This window comes from Kitasatospora sp. NBC_01266 (assembly GCF_036242395.1).
Classification (GTDB): Bacteria; Actinomycetota; Actinomycetes; order Streptomycetales; family Streptomycetaceae; genus Kitasatospora.
This window is the reverse complement of sequence record NZ_CP108458.1, coordinates 6,680,685-6,704,573: the sequence shown is the minus strand read 5'-3', so window position 1 is coordinate 6,704,573 and position 23,889 is coordinate 6,680,685. Positions and strand designations below refer to the sequence as shown.

The window sequence follows — 23,889 nt, the reverse complement described above, 5'->3', positions numbered from 1 at the left end:
TCAGGCCACCACGCCCACCACGCCCAGCAGGGCGGCGATGGCCTCGGCCGACTGCGGGTGGCGGGCGAGCAGCTCGGTCACCTCCCGGTCGCCCGCCGGCCCGGCGCCGTCCGGCTGCCGCCAACCGGTGTCGTGGCCGAGCAGCGCCGCCACCGCGTCGCAGGCCGCCGGGTGCGCGGCCAGCAGCTCCGCCGCCGGGCCGCCGGCCGCCGGGTGCGCGGCCAGCAGTGGCGGCGCGGCGGCTGCGGTCTGCCACGGCGGCACCCAGCCGTCCAGGGCCGCCAGGGTGCCCGGGAAGGTGCGGCCCGCCTCGCGGACGAGCAGCGGGGCGAGTTCGCCCGCGTGGTCGCGCAGCGCCGTGATCAGCTTCGGCAGCCAGGGCAGCAGCACGGTGTCGGGCAGCTGGCCGAACGCCCGGGACATCACCTCCACCACGAACGGGGCCAGCGTCGGGACCGGCTCCAGCGCCTGCACGAATCCGCTCAGGTACTGCGGGACGGTCGGCACGACCAGCGGGTTGTCCAGCAGCCCGGCACCGAGCGAGCGCAGTTGACTGAGCGTCAGTTCGCCCAGTTGGAACCGGGCGGCCCAGAGCAGCGCCGTCTTGGCGGGTGTGGCGGGGTGGGACTGGCGGACCGCGATCTCCAGTTGCGCGTGGTCGCAGCCCAGCGACAGTGCCAGGCCCTCCATGCTGAACAGGAAGCCGAGCATCGCGGCGACCTGGCGCGCGCCGGTCTCCTCGTCGGCGAACGCGGCGGGCAGCAGGGTGCAGTAGTGGGCGTAGCCGCGGGTGGCGAAGTCCTGGCACCAGCGCGGCAGTTCGGGTTCGGTGGCGCGGAAGTGGGTGAGCAGCCGGCGGACCCGCCCGAGCACCTCGGGCGCGTCGTCCGCGGTGCGCTCGGTGGCCAGCAACTCCACCGCTCTGGCGCCGAGTTCATCGGCCACCCGGCGGCCTCCCAGGTAGCGCAGGGCGTCCTCGACGGCGCGCAGCGCGGTGGCCGCGGTGGCGTCGGGGGCCCGGACGGCCCGGCGCAGCCGCTGCTCCAGCACCTGTTCGACGGTGACGCCCTCGTAGCCCAGTTCGACCAGGGCGCGCTGGCTGCGGCCGATCGCCAGGTCCCAGCTCTCCTGGACGGCCCGGCTGCCCAGCTCCCGGGACCCCATGATCGGCCGCACCGCGTCCGCCGGCAGCAGGTGCCGCAGGATCCACAACAGGTCGGAACAGGGCTTCAGTTCGGGCTGTGCGCCGAGGTCGAGCAGCGCCCGCTGGACGGTGCGCCGCTCCAGGTCCAGACCCAGTGGGCGAAGCCGGTCGAGGACGTCGCGGGCCAGTGGCGGCAGCGACTCGTAGCCGACCTGCCCGATCCGGTCCCCGCCCAGCAGGATCTCGCAGAGCCGCCGGACGTCGCGCCGGCCGGGCACGGTGTCCTTCTCGATGCAGGTGACCGCCGCGTCCTGGAAGTCGTACGGGGTGGGGCGGTTGCGGCCCCGCATCCCGGCGAGCAGGATGGCGGTCTCGAACACCGCGATGGCGTCCGCCGTGCTGGCCAGGTAGCCGTTGCGGCGGGCCAGCCGGACGATGTCGACCGACCAGCCGAGCAGTTCGGCCTCGTCCAGGGCATCGGGCCGCGGCGGGCCGGCCAGGTAGCCGGACAGCCGGTCGGGCACCGGCGGCTCGGTGCCAGTCGGGCCGGTGGCACTCGGGTCGGTGCCAGTCGGGCCAGTGGCCGCGGGCCGGGTCGCGAGTGCCTTCGCGGTGCGCTTGCCGGTGCTGCGCCGGGCCGCTGCCCCGCGCAGCGCGTAGGGCTTGGCGCCACCGTGCTTGACCGCCTTGCTCCAGGTCGCGGCGGCGATCGAGACCGAGCCCGCGGCAAGGCCGAACTGGGCCTCGATGGCGGAGTGGCTGGACGGGATCAGCCCGTACTGCCAGCGGGTCTGCGTCCGTTGGCTGATCTCGTAGGGCGCCGCGTCCGCCGCCAGCCCGAACTGCTCGACCCGGCTGGCGGCGTGAAAGGCGCCGCAGACATACAGGCAGCGCTCCGGGTCGGTGCCGGTGGCGGCGAGGTGCTCGCGCATCCTGGTCCACATGTAGCGCTCGCGGTCCTCGTCGCGGTCCTGCCCATCGTCGCGGCGCAGCCGGCGGAACAGGCTGCCGATCATCACCATGACCTGCCGGTAGGTGTCATGGTCGGCGCCGGTCAGCGGCTGCTCGACGTACTGGTCCCACCACTCCGACCAGTGCCGGACCTTGCCGTGGTGCAGCAGGTGCCGCTCCAACTCGGCGAATCGCGGGCGCAGGTCGCCCATGCCGATGCCCACCGCCTCGCCGTGCAGGGCGGCTTCCTCGGCGGGCTCGGCGGGCTCGGCGGGCTTGGCAGGCTCGGCGGGCTGCTGGGCCTCCCGCTGCGCCGGCTCGTGCGGTTCGGTCGGGGTCCACTGGAAGACGTGGTCGGTGGAGCGGTCGACCAGCACCAGTTCGACGCCCGGGGTGTCGAGCGCGTAGGCGATCGCCTGGTACTCGGCCGACGCCTCGGTGATCGGCGCCACCACGCTCAGCGGCGCCCAGGCGGCCGGGAAGCCGTCGGCCTCGCTCGCGAACGCCTGCAGCGCGACCGGCAGTCGGCAGTTGCGCAGCTCGTCCAGCAGCGGCCTCAGGTCCTCGCACAACTCCAGGTAGATCACCGAGGGCTGCTTCTCGCGCAGTCGGCGCACCATCGCCAGCCCGGAGGCCGGCGAGTGGTGGCAGACCGGGAAGATCTCCAACTCCTCGCCCAGCGCCCGGTCGACGTCATCGACCATGCCGGCCAGGATCTCGGCCACCGCGTCCGCTCCGCTGGCGAACTCACCGGCAGCGTCGATCAGTTGCTCACGCAACGCACCGAACGGCGTCGCCGCCGCCACCACCTGCGGCGCACTCACGAGAGGGTCGCGATCGCCTGGCGGCCACCCTCGAGGAAGCCCTGCCACTGCCCGCTCTCGTCCTGCTTGCTGCGCGGCTCGATGACGCCGTGCCAGAACTTGTTCAGGATGGTGAGGTCCTCGGGGCTGCGGCGGGCCAGCGAGCCGACCATGGAGCCGGCCAGCGTCTGGGCCCGCAGCGTGCGGTCCCCGAAGAACTGGCTGTGCAGGATCGCGTCCTCCAGCACGCCGATCTGCTCGGCGGTCGACAGCGCCGACTCCAGCCTCTCGTCATCGGAGCCGGCCGCCGCCGAGGCCGCGCGCAGGTCGGCGAAGCTCTGCAGCAGGATGTCCAGCAGGGACGGCGGCACCTCCAACTCGATCTGGTGGCGCCGCAGCAGCTCCGCCGTCCGGAAGCGGACGATCTCCTCCTCGCTGCGCTTGTTCGTCACCACCGGGATCCGCACGAAGTTGAACCGCCGCTTGAGCGCGGAGGAGAGGTCGTTGACGCCGCGGTCACGGCTGTTGGCGGTGGCGATGATGGAGAACCCGGGCTTGGCGAAGACGATGTTGTCGTCGTTCAGTTCGGGGATCGAGACGTACTTCTCGGAGAGGATGGAGATCAGCGCGTCCTGCACATCGCTGGTGGAGCGGGTGAGTTCCTCGAACCGTCCGATCACGCCGCGCTCCATCGCGGTCATGATCGGCGAGGGGATCATCGACTCCCGGGACTGCCCCTTGGCGATCACCATGGAGACGTTCCACGAGTACTTGATCTGGTCCTCGGTGGTGCCGGCGGTGCCCTGCACCACCAAGGTCGAGTTGCGGCTGATCGCGGCGGAGAGCAGCTCGGCGAGCCAGCTCTTCCCGGTGCCCGGGTCGCCGATCAGCAGCAGGCCCCGGTCCGAGGCGAGGGTGACGATGCTCCGCTCCACGAAGCTGCGGTCGCCGAACCACTTCGGGGCGATCTCGCGCGCCAGGCCGTCGGCCCGCTCGGAGCCGAGGATGAACGTCGCCACCATCCTGGGGCTGAGCCGCCAGGAGAACGGCTTGGGTCCGTCGTCGACGGACTCCAGCCAGTCCAGCTCCTCGGCGTACTTGACCTCGGCCGGGGCGCGCAGCAGGTCGTCGGTCATGATGGGTGCCTCCTAGGCGAGTTGAACGAGGTCAGGCGAGGAAGGTCTTGAGTTCCAGGACGAGTTTCTGGATCCGGCCCGAGATCACCGGCGTGCCGAGGTTCTTGAACCGTTCGCGGAACCAGGGGTTCACGCTCTGCTGGCCGGAGCTGTTGACCGAGCCGACCGGGATGAGCTTCACGCCCGAGCGGTGCACCGCCTCCATCGCCTCGAACAGCGGCTGGGAGCGGTCGAACTCGTAGAAGTCCGAGATCCAGACCAGGACCGTGTTGCGCGGGTCGCTGATCTTCGGCTGCGCCATGGCCATCGCCACCGGCCCGTCGTTGCCGCCGCCCAGATTGGTGCGCAGCAGCACCTCGAAGGGGTCGTGCACCCAGGGGGTGAGGTCGATCGCCCGGGTGTCGTAGGCGATCAGGTGCACCTCGACCTTGGGCAGCCCGGCGAAGATCGACGCCAGGATGGTGCAGTTCACCATCGAGTCGACCATCGAGCCGGACTGGTCGACCACCACGATCAGCCGGGCCGGCATGGTGCGCTTGGCGGTGTGCCGGTAGAACAGCCGGTCCACGTAGAGCCGTTCGTCCTGTGGGCTCCAGTTGGTGAGGTTCTTCCAGATGGTGCGGTTCAGGTCGAGGTTGCGGAAGACGCGCTTCGGCGGCACCGACCGGTCCAGCGTCCCGGCGCTGGTCTGCTGGACCTGGGTGCGCAGCACCTCGCCGACCTGGTCGACGTACCGGCGGATCAGCGCCTTCGCGTTGGCCAGCGCGACGCCCGAGAGGTTCGACTTGTCGCGCAGCAACTGCTCGATCAGCGACATGCTCGGGGTGAGCTGGCGGGAGAGCACCGGATCGGCCAGCACCTCGCGCAGCCGCATCCGGCTGACCAGGTCGCCCTCCAACTGGCCGAGCACCGGGCTGATGCCGGCGGATCCGTCGGCGCCGAGCGCCTGCTTGAGCCAGCCGGAGTCCCGCTGCCAGCAGGCCAGTTGGGAGGCGCTGACGGTGCCGGAGCCGGTCGCGAAGACGTTCAGCAGGAGCTTGGACACCAGGGCGGCGCGGCGCACCCGTTCGGCCTCGTCCTCGTCCTCGTCCTCGCCCACCGGCTGCCGCTCTTGCGCCATCAGGCCCGCGAACTCGGCCTCCAGTGCCGGGAAGCGCTGCACCAGGTTGTCCACCGAGACTCCGGGGTCGAGCAGTTGGGCCGGCAGCCCGAGGTCCTCGACCACGGCCACGCTCGCCGTCTCCAGCGACGGCTGCTCCTCGCTGCCGAAGAGCCGGCTCAACAGCCGCCAGTAGAGGACCTGACGGCGGTGCTCATCGGAACTACCGGAACTGCCGGAGCTGCCGGAACTGTCAGGTGTACTCATCGCCGCAGCAGCCTTCCCGCTCGCTCGCGCAGCACGGCGACCCCGTCACCGTTCTTCGCCTCGGCCCGGACGACCTTGGGATCGGTGGGCCCCAACGCCCAGGCGCCGCTGTGCTCCAGCACGACCTTGCCCTTCACCTTCGCGGAGACGGCCAGCGGGCGCAGCGTCCACCGCCCCGCGTCCCAGCGGACCAGGCCGACGCACGCGCTCGATGCGCGCAGCAGCGCGGGGGTCAGCGGCCCGCAGGACGGCAGGTGGTCCAGCTCGACGGCGAGCGCGTGCCCGTCCAGCTCCAGCTGCTCGCCGGTGACCTTGTACCCCTCGATCAGCACGGGCTCGGCCAGCCGCACCGGATGCCGGTCCAGCGGCGGGACGAGCGGCGCCTGCGCGCCGGGCAGCAGGATCCGGGCGGTGGCGAACGGGTCGGCGCGCTCGTCCGCGACGGCACGCTCGTCCTGCCAGAGCAGGTCGCCGGCGGCGGTCAGCGGCAGGTCCTGGATCCGCAGGCTGCGGTGTTCGGCCAGCGCGGTCAGCAGCACGGGGTGACCGGCCAGCAGCCGCCAGACGGCCGGACCGGTGATGGTGTCCGTCTTCGCCGCGGTGACGGCCGTGCGGACCAGGCGCGGCGCCCCGCCGTCGGGCTCCAGCACGCCGTGCACCTGCGCCTGGACGGCGGTGCTGTGCTCCAGTACGTCAACGCCCAGGATCAGCAGGCGTCCTGAGACCGGCTCGGCCGAGCCCGCGTCGACTCCGTGACTCAGCAGCACGGCCCGCGTCCACAGGTCGGCCCACCGGCGCACCGGCAGCCGGTCCGCGGCGCCCACCGGGCACGTGGCCCGCAACTCCGCCACCAGACCGTCCAGCAGCACCGCCGAGCGCCGCAACGCGGGTTCGGCCCAGAGCGCTTCGAGCACCCGGTCCGCACTGGACACGAGGTCGTGGCCGACCCCCCGCCACCCGACGATGGCCACCTCCTGCAGCCAGCCCCGAGCCGCCGCGAGCGCCGGGTAGTTGGCCGCGGCCGCCACCGGCGGCTGGTCCCAGGGCGCCCGGGTGCGGCCGAGGGCCGCGTCGAAGCGGGCCACCAGCGCGTCGTGCACCGCACCGAGCAGCGCCGCCCGACCGCCGGCCAGCACGGACAACTGCTCCTCACCGATCGACCCGGCCCCCACCTTGGCCACCGCCTCGGCCACCGGCCCGCCGAGCGGCGAGGCACCCAACGCCCCCGCCAGCGCCGCCAGCGCCTGACCGTCCTCCGCGCCGAGCCGGGCGAACCCGTGCACCAGCACCTCGTCCAGCTCCGCCACCAGCCCGAGCGCCTCGGCCACCCCCGGCGGCGGCCCGTCGAGCAGCTCACCCAACTGCACACCCAGCATCAGCGCACCGCCCCCGCCGCCGCCGTCGTGGCCGCCGCCGGGAACCAGTGCAACTCCGGGATCGGCAGCGTGCTGTCCGGCAGCTCCAGGTAGGACAGATGCCGCAGGAACCGGCTGAACACCACGGCCGCCGGGGCGGGTTCATGCGCCCCCCGCAGCCCCGCCGCCAACTCCTGCCCCTCCTCGACCTCCACCCGCAGATACCGCGCCACCCGCTCGCGCCCGTACTGCAGCACCGCCTCGTCCAGCAGCGCCGCCAGGTGCTTGCACGGCCGACCGCCCCGCAGCCCGCCGCACGGCCGATTGTTGTTGGTGCTGCAACTCAGGCCGTGCGCACCGGCGGTGACGGAGGAGACATACACCCGCTCGATGTCCGACCCACTCGACACCACCCCTTGCAGCCGTCCGTCGGCCAGCTCGACGAAGGGCACCTTCGCCAGTTTGCGGGGCCTGACGACCGGCAGCACCCGCGCCAACGACGCCTGCTCCCAGGCGGGATCATCCGCACTCACAGCCTTCGTACCTCCTGTGTCCACGCCGGAACCGGCGGGCGAACGCACCCGAACACGGGTTCCACCTCGACCGATGCAAGGATCGTGACACGGGGCACCGACAGCGGGACGGGAGCGCGGAGCGGGCATCCGATCACCGACACACATGAGCCCTGTCCTGGTACTGGAAGTCCTGCCTGCAAGGGAAGTAGATTAAATATGAGCACCTCTCATGTCAGTCCGATCGGCAGCTGCCGGACTTGTCTGCGTGCGGCGAGGACGCCGCCATCCCTGGAGAGAGCCCCGTGAAGAAGAGGTATCCCTGCGCCGCCGTCCTCGCCGCGACGGCCCTCGCCCTGAGTGCCGTCATCAGCACCCCGGCCGCCGCCGCGCCCCGCGACAGCGTGCCGCGCACCACCCCCGCGGCCATGGACGGCGGCCACGCCCGGCTCGCGGTGTGGACTTCCTCGCACACCATGACGATCTGGACCCCGCAGCTGTGGCAGACCCTGGCCCGCGACCGCGTGGGCCTGTTCGTCCAGGTGGACGACGGCGACTTCGGCCCCCACGCCGACACCTGGGCCACGCACATCATCGGCGAAGCCAACCGGCTGGGCCTGCCGGTCACCATCTGGACGGGTGGGAACGACACCACCACCGCGCAGTCGCGGACCGAGGTCGACCGGATCCACACCTGGCTCAGGACCGACCAGCTGCGTGCGCAGGACATAGTGATCGATGACGAGGGCACCGCGCAGACCATGACCCTGGTCGGCGAGGCCATGGCCGGCGACCAGAACGCCGAGCAGCAGCTGCTGACCGCCAACATCGACCCGGCCCAGCAGTGCCAGGCCATCGCCGCCGACAGGGCCCTGATCAAGCGTGCCCACCGGGACGGCCTCGCCCTCGACGTGACCCCGATGCCGCAGTCGCTGGACGACCTCGACGCGGGCACCCTGGCCCTCCAGGACACCCTCAACGCGACCAGCAACCCGCCGGCGACCTGGGACGCCGACTACTTCCAGGCATACCGCTCCGACTTCACCCACGACTTCGGACCTGCCACCAGCAGCGGCCTGCTCACCTCGTACTACGAGTCCGCGCACCAGCACCTGGGCGACGCGGGCGAGTTGACCATCGGCGTCGCCGGCCTTGCCCCGTACACCACCCTGGCACCGCTGGTGCACGACGTACGCCTGCTGGCGACGCTCGGCCAGAAGACCATTCCGATCTTCTCGCTGGAGCAGATCGTCGCGACGTACGGTCCGGACTCCCTCGACTCCCTGGCCGCGGCCACGCACGAGCCACTGGCGAATGTCGACCGCCCCGGCGTCGCCGACCTCCACGTCCGGGCCACCTACCAGCAGCTGGCCAAGGAGGTCGCCGTCCTCACCCCGCAGATCACCCGTGCCCGCGACGGCGTCCCCCAGCAGGCCAACAACTACCCGAACACGACCTGCGGCGGACACGGCGGCCCCGCCGGGAAGTGAGGCCGTGCGGCCGGTGAGCGATCACGCGAGATCGTGTCACTTCGTCAACTCACCGCGGCACCTGCTGCGCGAGCCTTCGAGAGACCGCACCCTTCAGCGACCGCACCGCCGCCACGTCGAACACCGCCCCCGCGGCTGCTCCCCCAAGGTGGCAGCGCGCCCCGGGCTGGCGTGGCGCGGCCGGTCACCGCGGGTGCCGGGTGACGATGCTGGCGGCGCTGCCCCGCGTCCCCGCCGCCGCCCCCCGAGGAGCACTCGTGACCGACCCGTCCGGCCCACCCCGCCCGCGCTACGACGACCTGCGCGCCCTCTACATCAACTGCACGCTCAAGCGCTCCCCCGAACGCAGCCACACCCAGGGGCTGATCGACCTGAGCACACGGATCATGACGGCCCAGGGCGTCCAGGTCGACCAGCTAAGGGCCGTCGACCACGACATCGCCACCGGCGTCTGGCCGGACATGACCGATCACGGCTGGGAGCGCGACGACTGGGTGCAGATCTACCCCCAGGTGATGGCCGCCGACATCCTGGTGCTGGCCGGGCCGATCTGGCTCGGCGACAACAGCTCGGTGACGAAGCGGGTGATCGAGCGGCTCTACGCCTGCTCCAGCCTGCTCAACGAGGCCGGGCAGTACGCCTATTACGGCCGGGTCGGCGGCTGCCTGATCACCGGCAACGAGGACGGCGCGAAGCACTGCGCGATGAACGTCCTCTACAGCCTCCAGCACCTGGGCTACACCGTCCCGCCGCAGGCCGACGCCGGCTGGGTCGGCGAGGCCGGTCCGGGCCCGTCCTACCTGGACCCGGGCTCCGGCGGCCCGGAGAACGACTTCACCAACCGCAACACCACCTTCATGACCTGGAACCTGCTCCACCTGGCCCGCCTGCTCAAGGACGCCGGCGGCATCCCGGCCCACGGCAACCAGCGCTCGGAGTGGGACTCGGGATGCCGCTCCGACTCGGAGAACCCGGAGCACCGCTAAGCCTGGACAGAGGTGGCCGGGCTCCGGTCGCTGGGCGCCGGCCGCTGGCTTGATCGACGTCCCCGGCAGCAATCGAGCACCGGCCCCGCTGCCTTGACGGTATGGTTCGTACCGTCATCAGCGCGGCCCGCCGGGCTTCCCCTTACGGACATGCCCCCACCCGCACGAGTCACTTCGTGCTGTCTGGGAGCATGTCTTGCTGTTCCGCGACTCCGCATCCGCGGTCGCCGCCGAGAGCCTGGCCGAAACACTGTCGCTGCGCCTCATCGACCAGTTCGTCCACATGCACGGCTACCGACCCGGCCCCGCCGAGGTCCGTTCCTGGAAGGCGAGCATCCCGGTCCTGACGCGCACGTTGCTGGACGCCGGACTCGGCATGGTGGAGGTGCTGATCGAATACTCCCTCCCGCTCAACAGCAAGCGCGCCGACGTCGTCCTCGCGGGTGTCCACCCCACGACCGACGAGCCGTCCTATGTGGTGGTCGAACTCAAGCAGTGGAACAGCGCGCTGCCGGACGAGGACCCACTGCTCTGCCAGGTCGCGTCGTACAGCCGACCGGTGCTGAATCCCGTCGAGCAGGTCCGCGGCTACTGCGACTACCTCATCTCGTTCAACGGGGCCCTGGCCGCGAACCCGGAACGGATCTCCGGTGTCGCCTACCTCCACAACGCGACCGAACTCAGCGTCCGCGGCCTGTACGACGTGGAGCAGAACGAACGCGGCCGACTCTTCACCAGCGATCGTCGCGGCGAGCTCATCCAGTACCTCCGGACGAAGTTCAAGCCGGTGTCCGGCGCCGAGGCCGCCGACCAACTGCTCGCCGCAAAGGTGGGGCCGTCCAAGCAGCTCATGGCTGTCGCTGCCGAGGAGGTCCGCGAGCGCGAGCAGTTCGTCCTGCTGGACGAGCAGCGGGTGGCGTACGAGACGGTGCTGCGGGCAGTGCGCCGGGCGCAGCAGGCCGACCACAAGGAGGTGGTCGTCATCCTGGGTGGGCCTGGCACCGGGAAGAGCGTCATCGCGCTCTCACTCCTCGGTGAGCTGTACCGACGCGGCGTCACGGCTCTTCACGCGACCGGGTCCAGTTCGTTCACCACGACCATGCGCCAGGTGGTCGGGGAGCGCAAGCGCGCGGTGAAGGACCTCTTCAAGTACTTCAACAGCTTCATGACGGCAGAGCGCAACAGCCTCGACGTGCTGATCTGCGACGAGGCCCACCGCATCCGCAAGACCTCGGCGAACCGCTTCACCCAGGCCACGCAGCGCACGGGGAAGGCGCAGATCGAGGAACTGATCGATGCTGCCAGGGTGCCGGTGTTCCTGCTGGACGAGCACCAGGTGGTCCGCCCTGGTGAGATGGGCACCGTGGCACAGATCCAGGCCGCCGCCGCAGCGAAGGGCCTGAGCTGCGAAGTAGTAGAGCTGGACAGCCAGTTCCGCTGTGGCGGCAGCGACGCCTACCTGAACTGGGTCGTGCGGCTGCTGGGCCTTGAGGAGGGCGGCCCGATTCCTTGGGAGCCGGACGGCAAGATGCTGCTCGAAGTGGCCGACAGCCCTTGGGAACTGGAGAACTTCCTCGACGCCCAGCGGGGCGCGGGCTACAGCGCCCGCATATCGGCCGGGTACTGCTGGAAGTGGACGAAGAAGGTCCCGGCCGGAGGGCCGCTCCCCGAGGACGTACGGATCGGCGACTGGGCGCGGCCGTGGAACGTCTACGGGGACCGCTCGGTTGCGGGGGCCCCGCCGGCCGCGCTGTGGGCCACCGTCCCTGCCGGGTTCGGCCAGGTCGGCTGCGTGTACACCGCCCAAGGCTTCGAGTACGACTGGAGCGGTGTCATTCTCGGACCCGACCTGGTCTGGCGCACCGACCGCTGGCGCTGTGACCGCACGGAGTCCAAGGACCCGGTCTTCCGGAAGTCCACCAGCGACGACGACGTCGACCGCCTGATCCGGAACACCTACAAGGTTCTCCTCACCCGCGGCATGGTCGGTACGGTTCTCTACTCGACGGACGAGGAGACCCAGGCCAAACTGCGCGAGCTGGCATCCGGGCGCTCGGCTCACCGGGTGGCCGCAGCCCAGTCGCGCTGAGTCGCAGGCCGGACCGGGCCGGGAGGCTCCGGGTCGGCCTGCAACACGAGTGCATCAGGAGGCTGGGAAGTCTCCGGCCTTGACCCCGGCGACGAACGCCGACCAGGCGCCGCCCGGGAAGACGAGCGCCGCGCCGCTCGGGTTCTTGCTGTCCCGCACGGGGACGACCTCGGCGAAGCCATCCGCGACCTCGATGCAGTTGGTTTCGGCGCCACTGTGGGTGCTCTTGAACCAGCGGGCGCGGGACAGGTCAGGGGCGGCCATCGTCCACCTCAATCACTTGATAGGGCAACGAAGTGGCGCGAGACGCTGCAGGGCATCTGCACACCGGGAGAAGGCTGCCCGTCCCAGGTGCGTAACAACCCGCTCAGCGAGCCCACAGCCCGGGTTGTTACGCACCTGACGTGGTCAGAGAGCCGGGAAGTCTCCCGCCTTGACCACAGCGACGAACGCCGACCATGCGTCCGCGCGAACAAGCAACGCCGGCCCGCCGACATCCTTTGAGTCACGCATGGACACCAGTGCACTCAGGCAGGCCACTTCAACGCATTGGCCGTTGCCGCTGCTGTAGGAGCTCTTCCGCCACTCCGGCTCAGAAGACGCCGCAGTTGAGCACTCGTGACCTCGGGTCCGCCAACTCTCCGCTGCTGGGCTGCCTCGCCCACGATCGCCCACACCTGAAGGGGGTCGCTCGTGGCGAGCAGGGCCTGAGGAGAGGTACCCGCCACTGCGCATCAAGACGTTGGCGGGCCCGGCTCGGCTGGGCCCGCCACGCACCTGGCGGGTCAGCGGGAGGCGAGATCTCCAGCCTTGACCCCGGCGACGAACGCCGACCAGGCACCGGAGCCGAAGACCAACTCGGGTCCCGCCGGATTCTTCGAGTCGCGAACTGCCGTATTCGAAGGAACGTTGATCGCCACCTCAACGCACTCCCCCTGCGAGCCGCTGTAACTGCTCTTGCGGAAATCGAACACTGTCTGGTTGCTCATCTGTACTCCTTGATCAGGTCATTCAGCAGGACACGAGACGCCTCGGGGGACAACGCGGATCGTCGCACTCCGTCGAACAGGCCGCGATGCCGATGCGCATCCTGATCGCGTTCCAGCCAGAGGGTCGAGCTGGCAGTCTCCAGATAGACCACGTCCAGCGCAGCGGGCTCATCGAAGCCAACGATCACGAACGGGCCGTTCATCGACGCATGGGCCCCGGCAGCGAATGGAAGCACCTGGACCTTCACGTTCGCCATAGCTGTCGCATCGAGAAGATGCTCCAGCTGTTCCCTCATGCCGTCTCGGCCGCCCACCTGCTGGCGAAGCGCAGCTTCGGACAGAACTGCCCACAACTCCAGCGGCCTGCTGTCGGTCAGCCGCGCCTGACGGGCGAGTCGCGCTTGAACGAAATGCTCGATCTCATCCGGATCCTGCCACGCGTCATCAGCAACAGCGATCGCGCGGGCGTACTGCGGCGTCTGCAAGAGTCCTGGGATCAGCTGATTCTGGAAGGTCCGGATCGAGGATGCGGCGTCCTCAAGCTGGATGTACTCGACCAGATCGCCCAGTTCGGTGTACTCCCGCCACCAACCCGAAGCGCGTCGACGCTCTCGATCCGCCTGCGCGAGAGCCAGGAGGCGCTGGCGTACTGAATCCGAACGCTCGACCCCATACAGATCGCAGAGCGCGTGAAGATCCGGATCTCGCACGGGGGAGAACCCACGCTCTATCTTGACGATCTTTGTCTGAGTTGCCGTCAGCGCAGCTGCCGCCTGGGGCTGCGTCAGCCCCTTGGCCTCCCGGAGCTCCAGCAGTATGCCGCCAAGCTTGCGCCCAAGGACCGTAGACATGCGCCCTGATGATGCTGGCCGAGTAGCCACCCCTGCGCCTCCTTGGAGAGTCGCACCAGTCTGCCCGTGCGCAAGCAGGCCGCGCAAGAAGATCATTTAACTCTTGGGAATTAATTCCCCAGATTTTCTTGCACAAAGCTACCGCGGCTGCCACCCTGAGTATGCGGAACATCACGCTGCGGTGATCATCCCGTTGACGTGGCCAACACCCCATGCCCGCCTGGAGGTAGCAAAGCCATGCCCGAAATGACCAACAAGCCCCCCGAGTCCCCCGCCGCCACCCACTGCTGGCTCCCCAACAGTCGGCGCTCGCCCAGCCTCGCGCGCCGTCAGCTGCGCGAGTTCCTCGCCGGGGTCGACGGCGGCTCGCGCTTCGCCGAGGTCGGCGAGCTGCTGCTGAGCGAGCTGGTGACCAACGCGTGGCAGCACGGGACTTCGCCGGGCCAGCTCATCTGGGCCGGCTTCGAGGTCGACCGGGACCAGCTGTTCATCGCGGTCGAGGACGCCAGCGGCACCAAGCCCGTCCTCAAGGATGTGACCGACCGTCAGGAGTGCGGCCGTGGACTCCTGCTGGTCGAGCAGCTCGCCCACGAGTGGGGCTGCGGCCCGCGCAACGGCATCGGCAAGCGCGTCTGGGCGGTGATCGGCCCCAGAACGGACGAGCAGGAGCCCTCCTCGTGAGCGCGCACGAACCCGGCTCGTTCGTCGTGGAGTTGACCGACATCACGCCGCCGGCCACGTTCGTCCATCTGTCGGACGCCCTCGCGGCGCTCTGGCAGTCCATGCGGTGGTTGCCGCTCAGCGACCTGCAGCACGACTGGTTCGGCTACTACCTCACCCGCCCGGAGGCCGTGGACCACATCACACGGGCGCTGGAGCGCAATGGCCGGCGGAACGCGCGGCACCCGAGCAGCTGACCTGTACAGGGCGAAGTAGCTCGTCCAAACAATTGCTTTCCCTGTACCGGATCAAGACCTCCCACATACCGAAATCCGACCACCCGGCAGCACGCTGAAACCAGTTCGCCGACGTACCCCGGCGTTCACCCGAATCGCTCCTCGGAGGTATCAGTTGCTCAGCTCGAAGAAGGTCGCCCTCATGCTCCTCGCGCCCCTCGCCACCGTGCTGGCGCTCTCGGCGACTCCGGCACTGGCCGCGACACCGGCACCGGCCGCATCGCCGGTCTCGGTAGCGCCGGCCGCCACGGACGGCTGGGGGCTGCCGAACCCGCCGCGCGTCAACAACTGCGGCGACGACGGGGCGCCCGGGGCGATCGACGTGCTCAGCCAGCACGTCCAGGACCGCATGAACGAGCGTGACATCACCCGGGATGAGCTCGACAAGGCCATCCGGATCGGTGCCAGGACGGCCCAGTGCGTGAACGGCAACTGGCGCTACACGCTGGGCATGGACGGGGGCTGGCTGACGGTCGTCGTCGGCCTCGGGAACGGCGGCTGGGTCGCGATCACCGCCTGGTGGAACTGACCGTCATCGCGTTGGGGCCGCCCCTGTCCCCGTGATCCGCTAGAGTCCGGGCGCGATCGAACTGCTGCGCGGGCAGCGGGTCTGGGGGGGCGGGGAGCATGACGGACGCAGCGCGGCCGGAGGGTGGGGAGGCGGGCACGCCGGAGGATGCCGTGCCGCAGTCGGGCGGTCTCGGGGATCCGTGGGCCCCGCCGCAGGATGCCCGGCCCGCCGATCCGTGGGCGGTACCGGGCAGCGCCGCCCCCGGCCCCGTCGGCCCGTACCCCTACCCGCCCGCGCCCCCGTACGGGCAGGCCGGGCCGTACGGCTACCAGTACGACGGGCGCCCGGCGGTCGAGGGCACCAACGGGCTGGCCATCACCGCGCTGGTCACCGGGCTCACCTGCTGCCTCTGGCCGGCCGCGCTCGGCTTCGGGATCGCCGCGCTGGTGCAGCTCCGGCGGCGGCGCCAACGTGGGCGCGGGCTCGCGATCGCGGGGGTGGTGCTCGGGATGCTCGGGCTGGTCTTCGGGGCGGTGAACGCGGTGAACGGCAACCTGCACTTCCATTCGGGCTCCACCTCGGCCACCACCTCGATGCCGGCGCTGCCGCCGCCCGGTGACACCCCCGAGACCCCGGGCAACCCCACCGATCTGGCCCAGAGCCAGCAGGTCTTCCTACAGGACCTCGCCGAACTCGAAGTCCAGGACTCGATCCTGCAGATCCCGGTGACCGACCCGGGGATGGCGGTCGAGTCCTCGGAGAGCGTCGCCCAAGCGCTCACGGACACCGCCGAGACGCTCAAGCAGACGCAGTGGCCGGCCGGGGTCCAGGGCCCGATCAGCACACTGGTGAACAGCCTCGAGGCCGACGCGACCGTCTGGAACGCCGTCCGTACCAGCGCCGACCCGGTGAGCGCCTTCCAGGCGGCCGTCCGGACCAGCGCCCCCGCGATCGCCGAGGCCGTCGCCCGCCAGGCCCTCTCGCTGCCCGGCGAGGACCAGCCGGGCGACCCGGACAGCGACCAGCCGTCCGACACACCGCTGCCCGAGGACAGCGCCGCGCCCGCTGCCGTCTGAGTCACGCACCGCCCGCCGGCGCCGCCAAGCCCCCTCGCCACCGATCCGACGGTCGGGTCGTAGGATTTTGGACGATCAGCTCGGGTCGCCAGGACCCCTGCTCACGAGGGGGATCGTGTTCGGAATCATCAGGCCGTGCAGCCACCATCTGTCCGAGCGGCTGCGGGCCTCCTGGATGGCGCATCTCTGCGGCCTCTGCCTCGCGCTGCGGGACGACCACGGCCAGCTGGCGCGCACCGCCACCAACTACGACGGGCTGATCATCTCGGTGCTGGTCGAGGCGCAGCGCCCGGCCGGTGACAGGGCGGGGCGGCGGACCGCCGGGCCGTGCCCGTTGCGGGGGATGCGGACCGCAGAGGTGGCGCGGGGCGAGGGGGCACGGCTGGCGGCGTCGGTGTCGTTGGCGCTGGCCTCGGTGAAGGTGCGCGACCATGTGGCGGACGGCGACGGGGTGTTCGCCCGGCGGCCGGTCGCGGTCGGCGCCCGGGCGGTGGCGCGGCGCTGGGACCGGCAGAGCACGGGCAGCGGGTCGGCCGTCGGCTTCGACACCGGAGTGCTGCTGACCGCCGCCGCCCGTCAGGTCGAACTGGAGCGCGACGCGGCGCCGGGCAGCCCGGTGCTGCTGGTCACCGAGCCCACCGAGAGCGCGACTTCGGCCGCGTTCGCACACACGGCGGCGCTGGCCGGCCGGCCACGGAACGCCGCCGCGCTGGCCGAGGCCGGCCGCCTGTTCGGGCGGCTCGCCCACCTGCTGGACGCCGCCGAGGACCAGGACGAGGACGCCGCCACCGGCGCCTGGAACCCGCTCACCGCCACCGGCACCGACCGGGCCGAGGCCGAGCGGCTCTGCCGTGACGCGGTGCACGGCATCCGACTGGCGCTGCGCGAGGCCGAGTTCACCGACCGCGCGCTGACGCATGTGCTGCTGGCGCACGAGACGGAACGGGCGGTGGACCGGGTCTTCCACGGCCCGAAGCTCCAGACGCCCTACCCGGGGCCGTACCAGGGCCAGCCGCAGAACCCGTACCAACAGCCGTACGGGCAGCCCCAGTACGGACAGCCGCAGTCCGGACAGCAGTACGGGCAGCAGCAGAACCCTTACCAGCAGCCTCCGTTCGGAGCGGGCGGCACCGGCGGGCCGCAGTGGCCCGGCGGACCCGGCTTCGGCGGCCCGGGCGGCGGCGATTACGGCAAGCGCCCGCCCAAGCGCTCCATCCTGGCCGGCTGCGCGATGTGGGCGCTGATGGCCTGCACCTGCCGGCTGCTCTGCTGCGACCACAACGACCCGTGGACCCACGAGCCCCGCCGCAGCTGGTGCAGCCGGCACGGCGAGAACTGCTGCGACGGCTGCACCGACTGCTGTGACTGCACCCAGTGCTGCTGCGACGGCTGTGACGCCTGCGATGGCTGCGACGCCTGCGACTGCTGCAGCTGCTGCGACTGCGGCTGACAGCGCTGGCGACAGCGACGGCGACGGCGACGGCGACGGCGACGGCGACGGCGACGGCGACGGCGACGGTCAGCCGCGCCCCCCGGCCTTGACCATGACGAACCGCCGCTCCGACTCCTGCGCCTGGGCGAGCCGGCGCAGGCTCAGCAGCACCGGCTCGTAGAGCACCGTGAGCGCGACCGCCGCCTCCACCTGCTCCAGCGTGCCCTGGTACTCCTCGACCAGGTCCAGGTCGCACACGGCGAGGGCTTCCGCCGCGCGGGCGTACGGCGCCAGGTGCACCGTGTCGTACGGGTAGCCGAGCCGGGCCAGCGCGGCCAGCGCCGACACCAGGGTCCGGTAGGGCGGATACTCGGCCAGCCGGCCGCAGTCCCAACCCAGCTCGTCGAGGAGCCGGTCGGCCTCGCGCCGGGCGGCCACGGTGGCCGGATCCTCGGGGTCGGGCTGCGGGCCGGTCGGCAGCGAGCCGACGGCCGCGCCGAGCCGGGAGTTCTGGTCCTGGCTCTCGTCCTGGATCGCCGCGAGCACCTCACGGGCGGTGGCGACGGGCATCCGGCCGATCTGGATCAGCGCCCGGACAAGGCGCAGCCGGCGCAGGTGGTCCTCTCCGTAGTCGGCCTGTTTGGCGGTGATCAGCGCACCTGGGGGCAGGAGTTGCTCGCGCAGGTAGTACTTGATCGTGGCGACCGGTACGCCGCTCCGCTCGCTGAGTTCCGCCAACCGCATTCCCTTGCGTCCCATCTAGGAGAGTGCCACTATCTTATAAGGATAGCGGCACTCTCCTAGAGTCGCCGCGAGATCGCCAAGGGGGCACCTGCATGTCTGCAGCACCGATACCCGGCCGGATCACCGCCGCCACCGAGGGCGGCGCGGTCGTCTTCCTGATCGGCATGCGGATCAACAGCTTCCGTGCGCTGCGCAGTTGGTGGCCCACGGCCCGCGCCATGCCGCGGATGATCCGGGAGCTGACCGCCGACCCGGACAGCGGCCTGCTGGGCAGCCGGATCCGGCTGGGCCTGCCGCGCTCGATCGAGGTGGTCCAGTACTGGGAGTCGCACGAGAAGCTGCTCGCCTACGCCACGGCGGCGGACCACCTGCACCGCCCGGCCTGGACCGAGTTCAACCGCCGAGCGCGCGCGGGCCGGGACAAGGTCGGCATCTGGCACGAGACCTACGTCGTCCCGGCCGGCGCGCACGAGGTCATCTACCTCAACATGCCGCCGCACGGCCTCGCCGCGGCCACCGGCACCGCCCCGATCGCCCGCCGCGGCAACACCGCCGCCGAGCGGCTCGACCTGCGCCGAGCATCCGACCGTCCAGCTGCCTGAACCACTGGGACCACCGGGATCACCAGGATCACCAGGCGCCGGTCATCAGCCCGTTCCGGTAGGCGAACGCCACGGCCTGCGCGCGGTCCCGCACCTCGGTCTTGGCCAGCACCCGCTTCATGTGGGTCTTCACGGTGGACTCGGCGACGACCAGCAGCGCGGCGATCTCCGCGTTGGACAGCCCCTCGGCGGCCAGCCGGAGCACCTCCCGTTCCCTCCTGGTCAGCCGCGCCAGCAGCGACTCACCCGGCCCGCGCCCACCCCCACGTCCACTTCCACTTCCACGTCCGTCCGAGCTCCGCGCCAACTCCGCACCGTGCTCCGGGCCTCGGCCGCGCCCGACGACCTGGGCGACCAGGTCGCGGGTGACCGCCGGGTCCAGCAGCGCCTCCCCGGCGGCGAGGGTGCGGACGGCGTCGATGAGGCGCTCCGGCGAGGCGCGCTTGAGCAGGAACCCGGCGGCACCGGCCCGCAACGCGCCCCACACGTAGTCGTCATGGTGGAACGTCGTCAGCACCAGCACGCGCGTCGCCAGGCCCGCGGCGACGATCCGGCGGGTCGCCTCGACGCCGTCGATGCCGGGCATCCGCACATCCATCAGGACCACGTCCGGCACCACCGACCGGCACAGGTCGACCGCCAGCAGGCCGTCGGCCGCCTGGCCGACCACCTCGATCCCGTCCTCGCTGCCGAGCACCAGGGCGACGCCGGTGCGCAGCAGCGCGTCGTCGTCGGCGATCGCCACCCGGATCACCGCGGGACCGGGAGCCGCACGTGCAGGCGGAAGCCGCCCCGTTCACCCCCTCCGTGCGCGACGCTGCCGCCGAACATGGCGACCCGTTCGGTGATCCCCAGCAGTCCCCGGCCCGGCAGGTAGCCGCCGGCCACGCCGCGCCCGTCGTCGCTGACCTCGATGTCGAGCACCTCGCCGTCGCGGTGGACGGTGAGTTCCACGGCGTCGGCGCGGCCGTGCTTCACCGCGTTGGTGAGGCCCTCCTGGACGATCCGGTAGGCGGACAGGTCGATGCTGCGCGGGATCCCTTCGACGGCGGGGTCGATCCGGGCGCTGACCCGGACCCCGGCCCGCGCCAGCTGCCCGCTCAGCCGGTCCAGATCCCGCAGCCCGGGCTGCGGCCCCGGAGCGGCGGCAGCCGCCGCCAGGTCCGCACCGTCCGACTCGGCCTGCTCGGCCTGCTCGCCCCCCGGCAGCGCCGGACCGCCGTGGCGCAACAGGCCCAGCACCCGGTCCAGTTCGTCGAGCGCCTCGCGACCGGTGTGCTCCATGCCGGAGAGCAGCTCGCCGGTCTGCTGCGGATCACGGCCGAGCAGCCGGCGGGCCGCGCCGGCCTGGACGAGCAGCACGGTGAGCGTGTGGCCCACCAGGTCGTGCAACTCCCGCGCGATCCGGGCCCGCTCCTCGGCGGCGACCTGCCGGCGCAGCAGCAGCCGGGCCGCCTCCCGCTCCTCCTGCCGGCGGGCACCGGTGTAGCCGAGTGCCCAGGCCAGCAGCCAGACGAAGAGCACCCCGGCGGGGATCACCGGGTAGGTGCGGGCGGTTCCGGTGAAGTAGGCGACCATGCCGAGCAGCACGACGACCGGGCCCAGCCGCGCGCGCTGCCGCGTCCCGTACAGGCCGAGCGCGTAGAGGCCGATCAGGTTCGCGTACGGCGAGACCGGGCTGGGGAGCAGGAACAGCGCCTCGGCCGACAGCGCGGCGGAGCCCACCAGGTACCCGGCCAGTGGTGCGGTGCGCCGCACGGCGAGCGCGCCGGCGATGACCGCGCTCAGCGCGAGGGCCGGCGGCAGCCGACCGCCGAGCCGCGAGGCCGCGCCGAGCCGCTCGACGGCCATCGCCGCCAGGAACACCCCGGCCAGCGCGCGGTCGACCACCGCGGCACTCGGCCGGGCGCCCCACCGGCCGTGCCACCGGGGGCGATGCCATGGGCGCGGGTGCCATCCCGGCGAGCGGGTACTGGTCGGGGTGGCACGGCTCATCGCAGCTCCGGGTGCTCGCTGCCACCACCACGTGGTGACACCCCCGGAGGCTAGCGAGGCCGGGGACACCGCCGCATCACCCCACAGGGGTACGGGCACGATCCCGCCCACCCGGTACCCCGACCGGGGGACGGCCACCCACCCCGGCCGGTGGACGCGGCGCGGCGGGCCGGATCCGTAGCGTCACCGGACATGAACCCCTCTTCCACCAAAGGTACTTACCGGGTCGCCACGGACGAGCAGGGGCAGCCGCCGATAACGCCCGCTCGCCGGCGCCGGCGCTACGGGTGGCTCTCGATGACCGTGCCGGCCACCGCGACCGCCGTGGTCGCCGCCCGCTACTTCACCCTCGATCCGGACACCTTCCTGTCCCAGCAGCGCGCCGTCTACCTCACCGAGCTGGCACCGCTCCTGCTCCACGTGGGCGGCGGCGTGCTGGCCCTGGCGCTGGGGCCATGGCAGTTCCGGCCGCGGTTGCGCACTCGATATCCGGCGGCGCACCGGCTGATCGGCCGCGTCTACCTGCTGAGCGCGCTCGCCGCCGGGCTCGGGGGCCTCGCGCTGGCGCCCAAGGGCCTGGCCGGCCCGATCGCGCCGCTCGGGTTCGCCGCGCTCGCCGTGCTGCTCCTGCTGACCTCCACGGCGGCCTATGTCACCATCCGGCGGCGGTCGGTGGCCCGCCATCAGGTCTGGATGATCAGGTCCTACGCCCTGATCTTCGCCGCGGTGACCTTCCGCCTGTGGCTGAGTGTCCTGTCAGGAGCCGGAATCCCGTTCGACCAGGCCTACGGGAGCGGCGCCTGGGCGTCCTGGCTGATCAACCTGCTGGTGGCCGAGCAGGTCATCGCCCGCCTGGGCCGACCGCTCACCCCACGCTGACCGGTCGGCAACGCCCGAGCGCCCCGCACCGGAAGAGTCTCCGGTGCGGGGCGCTCGGGTGCGCTGCGGATCAGGCCGGGCGGATGTGCTCCGCCTGCGGGCCCTTCTGGCCCTGGGTGACGTCGAAGGTCACCTTCTGGCCCTCCTGCAGCTCACGGAAGCCCTGGGCGTCGATGTTCGAGTAGTGGGCGAACACGTCAGCGCCGCCACCGTCCTGCTCGATGAAACCGAAGCCCTTTTCCGCGTTGAACCACTTCACGGTGCCGGTAGCCATACTCTTCTCCTTCAAGGGGAACGGAACGGGTCCCGCGGGGATGCGGGCCCGGAGATGATCGCCTTGGTCCGGAGAGGCGCTTGGACAGCAAAAACGCCCACGGCGTATCACCGCGGGCGAGAACTTCGGAACCACGACTGCTTAACCAGAACGTTACTCCTCCCAGGCGCCCACCGCCAGAGCACTCGCCCGGCGCGTCGCGGTGAACCGGCCGCCGGCCCCGCCGCACACTCGCCCGACCTGCCGTGACGGGTCTATTCTCGGCTCAGATGTTTCGGGCAAGGGGCCCGATGTGTTTGGGGGTTGGTGTGGTTTCCGGTCGTGTGGTGCGTTTCGACGCTGCTCGGGGTTATGGCTTCATCGCGCCGGCGCAGGGCGGGGAGGACGTCTTCCTGCACGTGAACGACCTGCAGATTCCCGAGCCGTACATCCGCCCCGGCCTGGTGGTCGAGTTCGAGGTGGAGGACGGCGACCGGGGGCCGAAGGCGTCCTTCGTCCGGCTGCCCGAGGGCGCTGCCGCGCCGACCGGGTCCGCCCCGGCAGCCGCCGCCGCGATCGGCGCGGTCCGGCGGGCGCCCGCCGACGACTCGCTCTGCGACGTGCTGAGCGCCGAGGAGTACACCCAGGAGGTCACCGAGGTCCTGCTGGCGGCGGCGCCGACGCTGACCGGGGCCCAGATCCTGCAGATCCGGGCCGGCCTGCTGCGGTTCGGCAAGGACCACGGCTGGACCGAGGACTGAGCCGAGAACTGAGCCGAGGACTGAGTCACGGGTCACACCGAGGGCTGAGCAGAGGGCCGCGCCGAGGAGTTCCCCGGCGCGGCCCTGGGCGCTACGGCTTGCGGGCCAGGCCCGCGTAGGCCATCACCTCGTGGTCGGCCAGCCGCGGGCCGTCGTCCAGCTCCGGGTGCCAGCGGTTGATCAGCGCCACGCCCGGGTCGTCCAGCTCCAGGCCGGCGAAGAACCGTTCCACTCCCGCGCGGGTGCGCAGGTGGTTCTCGATGCCCGCCTCGCGGTAGCGGCGGGAGGCGACCTCGGCCTGCTCGGGGGCCGAGTCGGCGGTGCCGGCGGTCAGGGCGAGGAAGCTGCCGGCGGGCAGCGCGTCCAGCAGGCGGGCGACCAGCGGCTGGACGGCCTCGTCGGAGAGGAAGTGCACGATGTTGATCAGGGTGAGCGCCACCGGGCGGTCCAGGTCGAGGGTGCCGTGCAGGGCCCCGTCGGCCAGCAGCTTCTCGGGGTCGCGCAGGTCGCAGTCGATGTAGGCGGTGCGGCCCTGCGGCGTGCTGGTGAGCAGGGCGCGCGCGTGGGCGAGCACGATCGGGTCGTTGTCCACGTAGACGACCCGGGCGGCCGGATCGACGCGCTGGGCGATCTCATGCAGGTTGGGCTCGGTGGGGATGCCGGTGCCGACGTCGAGGAACTGCCGGATGCCGTGCGTCTCGGCCAGCCGGCGGGCCATCCGGTGCATCACGGCGCGGGACGCGCGGGCGGAGGCGAGCGAGCCCGGCCACTCCTCGACGATGAGGTCGCCGGCCACCCGGTCGGCGGCGAAGTTGGTCTTCCCGCCCAGCAGATAGTCGTATACCCGGGCCGGGTGCGCGCGGTCGGTCTGCAGATCGACCGTCGGTATCCGGTCGTCCTGGGTCGGCCTCATCCAGGAGGCAACCTCGAACTGCTCCACCCCTCGAACCTCCACGCTAGTTGTCGGGCCAACTCAACCACAGCGGTTGATCGCACGTCAGCTCGGCA

25 protein-coding genes and 1 pseudogene are annotated in these 23,889 nt (G+C 71.6%); 11 read left to right on the top strand and 15 right to left on the bottom strand.

Annotated features, from left to right (window positions below; all coding sequences use genetic code 11):
* From OG403_RS28780 to OG403_RS28760, 5 genes are read right to left on the bottom strand one after another with little or no spacing between them, the layout of a single operon-like run.
* Positions 1 to 2,919: a DUF5682 family protein gene (locus tag OG403_RS28780; protein WP_442911005.1), complete on the bottom strand. Its 2,919-nt coding sequence runs from the start codon at positions 2,917 to 2,919 to the stop codon at positions 1 to 3.
* Positions 2,916 to 4,034, bottom strand: a complete 1,119-nt coding sequence (locus tag OG403_RS28775) for an ATP-binding protein (protein ID WP_329569482.1) — start codon at positions 4,032 to 4,034, stop codon at positions 2,916 to 2,918. Before OG403_RS28775 ends, OG403_RS28780 begins: the two co-directional genes overlap by 4 nt.
* Before the next feature lie 31 nt (positions 4,035 to 4,065).
* A complete protein-coding gene (locus OG403_RS28770) occupies positions 4,066 to 5,400 on the bottom strand; it encodes a VWA domain-containing protein (protein ID WP_329569480.1) in 1,335 nt (444 codons plus the stop codon).
* The gene (locus tag OG403_RS28765; protein WP_329569478.1) at positions 5,397 to 6,776 is read right to left on the bottom strand and encodes a hypothetical protein; all 1,380 of its coding nucleotides are present in this window, start codon (positions 6,774 to 6,776) and stop codon (positions 5,397 to 5,399) included. Before OG403_RS28765 ends, OG403_RS28770 begins: the two co-directional genes overlap by 4 nt.
* Positions 6,776 to 7,288 (bottom strand): hypothetical protein, encoded by a 513-nt coding sequence (locus OG403_RS28760; protein WP_329569476.1) that lies wholly within the window; start codon positions 7,286 to 7,288, stop codon positions 6,776 to 6,778. Before OG403_RS28760 ends, OG403_RS28765 begins: the two co-directional genes overlap by 1 nt.
* 284 nt (positions 7,289 to 7,572) lie before the next feature.
* Between OG403_RS28760 and OG403_RS28755 the strand changes: the two genes are divergently transcribed.
* The 3 genes from OG403_RS28755 to OG403_RS28745 all read left to right on the top strand — a co-directional run bounded on the left by OG403_RS28755 (position 7,573) and on the right by OG403_RS28745 (position 11,832).
* Positions 7,573 to 8,757, top strand: coding sequence for a hypothetical protein (locus OG403_RS28755; protein WP_329569475.1), 1,185 nt, complete (start codon positions 7,573 to 7,575; stop codon positions 8,755 to 8,757).
* A 206-nt stretch (positions 8,758 to 8,963) separates the two neighbouring features.
* Positions 8,964 to 9,743: a flavodoxin family protein gene (locus OG403_RS28750; protein WP_442911095.1), complete on the top strand. Its 780-nt coding sequence runs from the start codon at positions 8,964 to 8,966 to the stop codon at positions 9,741 to 9,743.
* A gap of 196 nt (positions 9,744 to 9,939) precedes the next feature.
* Entirely contained in the window at positions 9,940 to 11,832 is a 1,893-nt protein-coding gene (locus OG403_RS28745) for a DUF2075 domain-containing protein (protein ID WP_329569472.1), read from the top strand.
* 54 nt (positions 11,833 to 11,886) lie between these two features.
* Here the strand turns inward: OG403_RS28745 and OG403_RS28740 are convergent, their stop codons facing one another.
* The 5 genes and pseudogenes from OG403_RS28740 to OG403_RS28720 all read right to left on the bottom strand — a co-directional run bounded on the left by OG403_RS28740 (position 11,887) and on the right by OG403_RS28720 (position 13,672).
* Positions 11,887 to 12,096: a DUF397 domain-containing protein gene (locus OG403_RS28740; protein WP_329569470.1), complete on the bottom strand. Its 210-nt coding sequence runs from the start codon at positions 12,094 to 12,096 to the stop codon at positions 11,887 to 11,889.
* Between the two features lie 144 nt (positions 12,097 to 12,240).
* Positions 12,241 to 12,507: a DUF397 domain-containing protein gene (locus OG403_RS28735; RefSeq protein ID WP_329569468.1), complete on the bottom strand. Its 267-nt coding sequence runs from the start codon at positions 12,505 to 12,507 to the stop codon at positions 12,241 to 12,243.
* A pseudogene (locus OG403_RS28730) lies at positions 12,474 to 12,560 on the bottom strand (hypothetical protein); the annotation flags it as partial. The gene OG403_RS28735 and the pseudogene OG403_RS28730, both read right to left, overlap by 34 nt.
* A gap of 57 nt (positions 12,561 to 12,617) precedes the next feature.
* Complete coding sequence (locus OG403_RS28725; protein WP_329569467.1) at positions 12,618 to 12,821, bottom strand: DUF397 domain-containing protein; 204 nt, start codon at positions 12,819 to 12,821, stop codon at positions 12,618 to 12,620.
* On the bottom strand, positions 12,818 to 13,672 hold the full coding sequence (locus OG403_RS28720; protein ID WP_329569465.1) for a DUF5753 domain-containing protein: 855 nt from the start codon (positions 13,670 to 13,672) through the stop codon (positions 12,818 to 12,820). Before OG403_RS28720 ends, OG403_RS28725 begins: the two co-directional genes overlap by 4 nt.
* Positions 13,673 to 13,909: 237 nt before the next feature.
* Between OG403_RS28720 and OG403_RS28715 the strand changes: the two genes are divergently transcribed.
* The 5 genes from OG403_RS28715 to OG403_RS28695 all read left to right on the top strand — a co-directional run bounded on the left by OG403_RS28715 (position 13,910) and on the right by OG403_RS28695 (position 17,665).
* The gene (locus OG403_RS28715) at positions 13,910 to 14,353 is read left to right on the top strand and encodes an ATP-binding protein (protein ID WP_329569464.1); all 444 of its coding nucleotides are present in this window, start codon (positions 13,910 to 13,912) and stop codon (positions 14,351 to 14,353) included.
* The gene (locus OG403_RS28710; protein WP_329569462.1) at positions 14,350 to 14,589 is read left to right on the top strand and encodes a hypothetical protein; all 240 of its coding nucleotides are present in this window, start codon (positions 14,350 to 14,352) and stop codon (positions 14,587 to 14,589) included. The genes OG403_RS28715 and OG403_RS28710 overlap by 4 nt, the downstream gene beginning before the upstream one ends.
* A 181-nt stretch (positions 14,590 to 14,770) precedes the next feature.
* Entirely contained in the window at positions 14,771 to 15,157 is a 387-nt protein-coding gene (locus tag OG403_RS28705) for a DUF4258 domain-containing protein (protein ID WP_329569460.1), read from the top strand.
* A 98-nt stretch (positions 15,158 to 15,255) separates the two neighbouring features.
* Positions 15,256 to 16,215 carry a DUF4190 domain-containing protein gene (locus OG403_RS28700; protein ID WP_329569313.1) on the top strand — a complete coding sequence of 320 codons (960 nt, stop codon included), beginning with the start codon at positions 15,256 to 15,258 and terminating at the stop codon, positions 16,213 to 16,215.
* Positions 16,216 to 16,330: 115 nt separating this feature from the next.
* Complete coding sequence (locus OG403_RS28695) at positions 16,331 to 17,665, top strand: DUF5685 family protein (protein WP_329569312.1); 1,335 nt, start codon at positions 16,331 to 16,333, stop codon at positions 17,663 to 17,665.
* A 69-nt stretch (positions 17,666 to 17,734) separates the two neighbouring features.
* Here the strand turns inward: OG403_RS28695 and OG403_RS28690 are convergent, their stop codons facing one another.
* Positions 17,735 to 18,391: a MerR family transcriptional regulator gene (locus OG403_RS28690; RefSeq protein ID WP_329572626.1), complete on the bottom strand. Its 657-nt coding sequence runs from the start codon at positions 18,389 to 18,391 to the stop codon at positions 17,735 to 17,737.
* Positions 18,392 to 18,483: 92 nt separating this feature from the next.
* On the opposite strand from OG403_RS28690, the gene OG403_RS28685 reads away from it, so the two are divergent.
* Positions 18,484 to 18,993, top strand: coding sequence for a DUF4188 domain-containing protein (locus OG403_RS28685; RefSeq protein WP_329569310.1), 510 nt, complete (start codon positions 18,484 to 18,486; stop codon positions 18,991 to 18,993).
* 28 nt (positions 18,994 to 19,021) lie between these two features.
* On the opposite strand, the gene OG403_RS28680 is transcribed toward OG403_RS28685, so the two are convergent.
* Positions 19,022 to 19,747 (bottom strand): response regulator transcription factor, encoded by a 726-nt coding sequence (locus OG403_RS28680; RefSeq protein WP_329569309.1) that lies wholly within the window; start codon positions 19,745 to 19,747, stop codon positions 19,022 to 19,024.
* Positions 19,744 to 20,883, bottom strand: a complete 1,140-nt coding sequence (locus tag OG403_RS28675) for a sensor histidine kinase (protein ID WP_329569308.1) — start codon at positions 20,881 to 20,883, stop codon at positions 19,744 to 19,746. Before OG403_RS28675 ends, OG403_RS28680 begins: the two co-directional genes overlap by 4 nt.
* A gap of 297 nt (positions 20,884 to 21,180) precedes the next feature.
* Between OG403_RS28675 and OG403_RS28670 the strand changes: the two genes are divergently transcribed.
* Positions 21,181 to 21,867, top strand: coding sequence for a DUF2306 domain-containing protein (locus tag OG403_RS28670; RefSeq protein ID WP_329569306.1), 687 nt, complete (start codon positions 21,181 to 21,183; stop codon positions 21,865 to 21,867).
* A 70-nt stretch (positions 21,868 to 21,937) separates the two neighbouring features.
* Here OG403_RS28670 and OG403_RS28665 read toward each other — a convergent pair whose 3' ends face one another.
* On the bottom strand, positions 21,938 to 22,141 hold the full coding sequence (locus OG403_RS28665; RefSeq protein ID WP_184941582.1) for a cold-shock protein: 204 nt from the start codon (positions 22,139 to 22,141) through the stop codon (positions 21,938 to 21,940).
* A gap of 290 nt (positions 22,142 to 22,431) precedes the next feature.
* Between OG403_RS28665 and OG403_RS28660 the strand changes: the two genes are divergently transcribed.
* On the top strand, positions 22,432 to 22,881 hold the full coding sequence (locus tag OG403_RS28660) for a cold shock domain-containing protein (RefSeq protein ID WP_329569300.1): 450 nt from the start codon (positions 22,432 to 22,434) through the stop codon (positions 22,879 to 22,881).
* Between the two features lie 91 nt (positions 22,882 to 22,972).
* Here OG403_RS28660 and OG403_RS28655 read toward each other — a convergent pair whose 3' ends face one another.
* The gene (locus OG403_RS28655; RefSeq protein WP_329569298.1) at positions 22,973 to 23,794 is read right to left on the bottom strand and encodes an SAM-dependent methyltransferase; all 822 of its coding nucleotides are present in this window, start codon (positions 23,792 to 23,794) and stop codon (positions 22,973 to 22,975) included.
* Between the last annotated feature and the right edge of the window lie 95 nt (positions 23,795 to 23,889).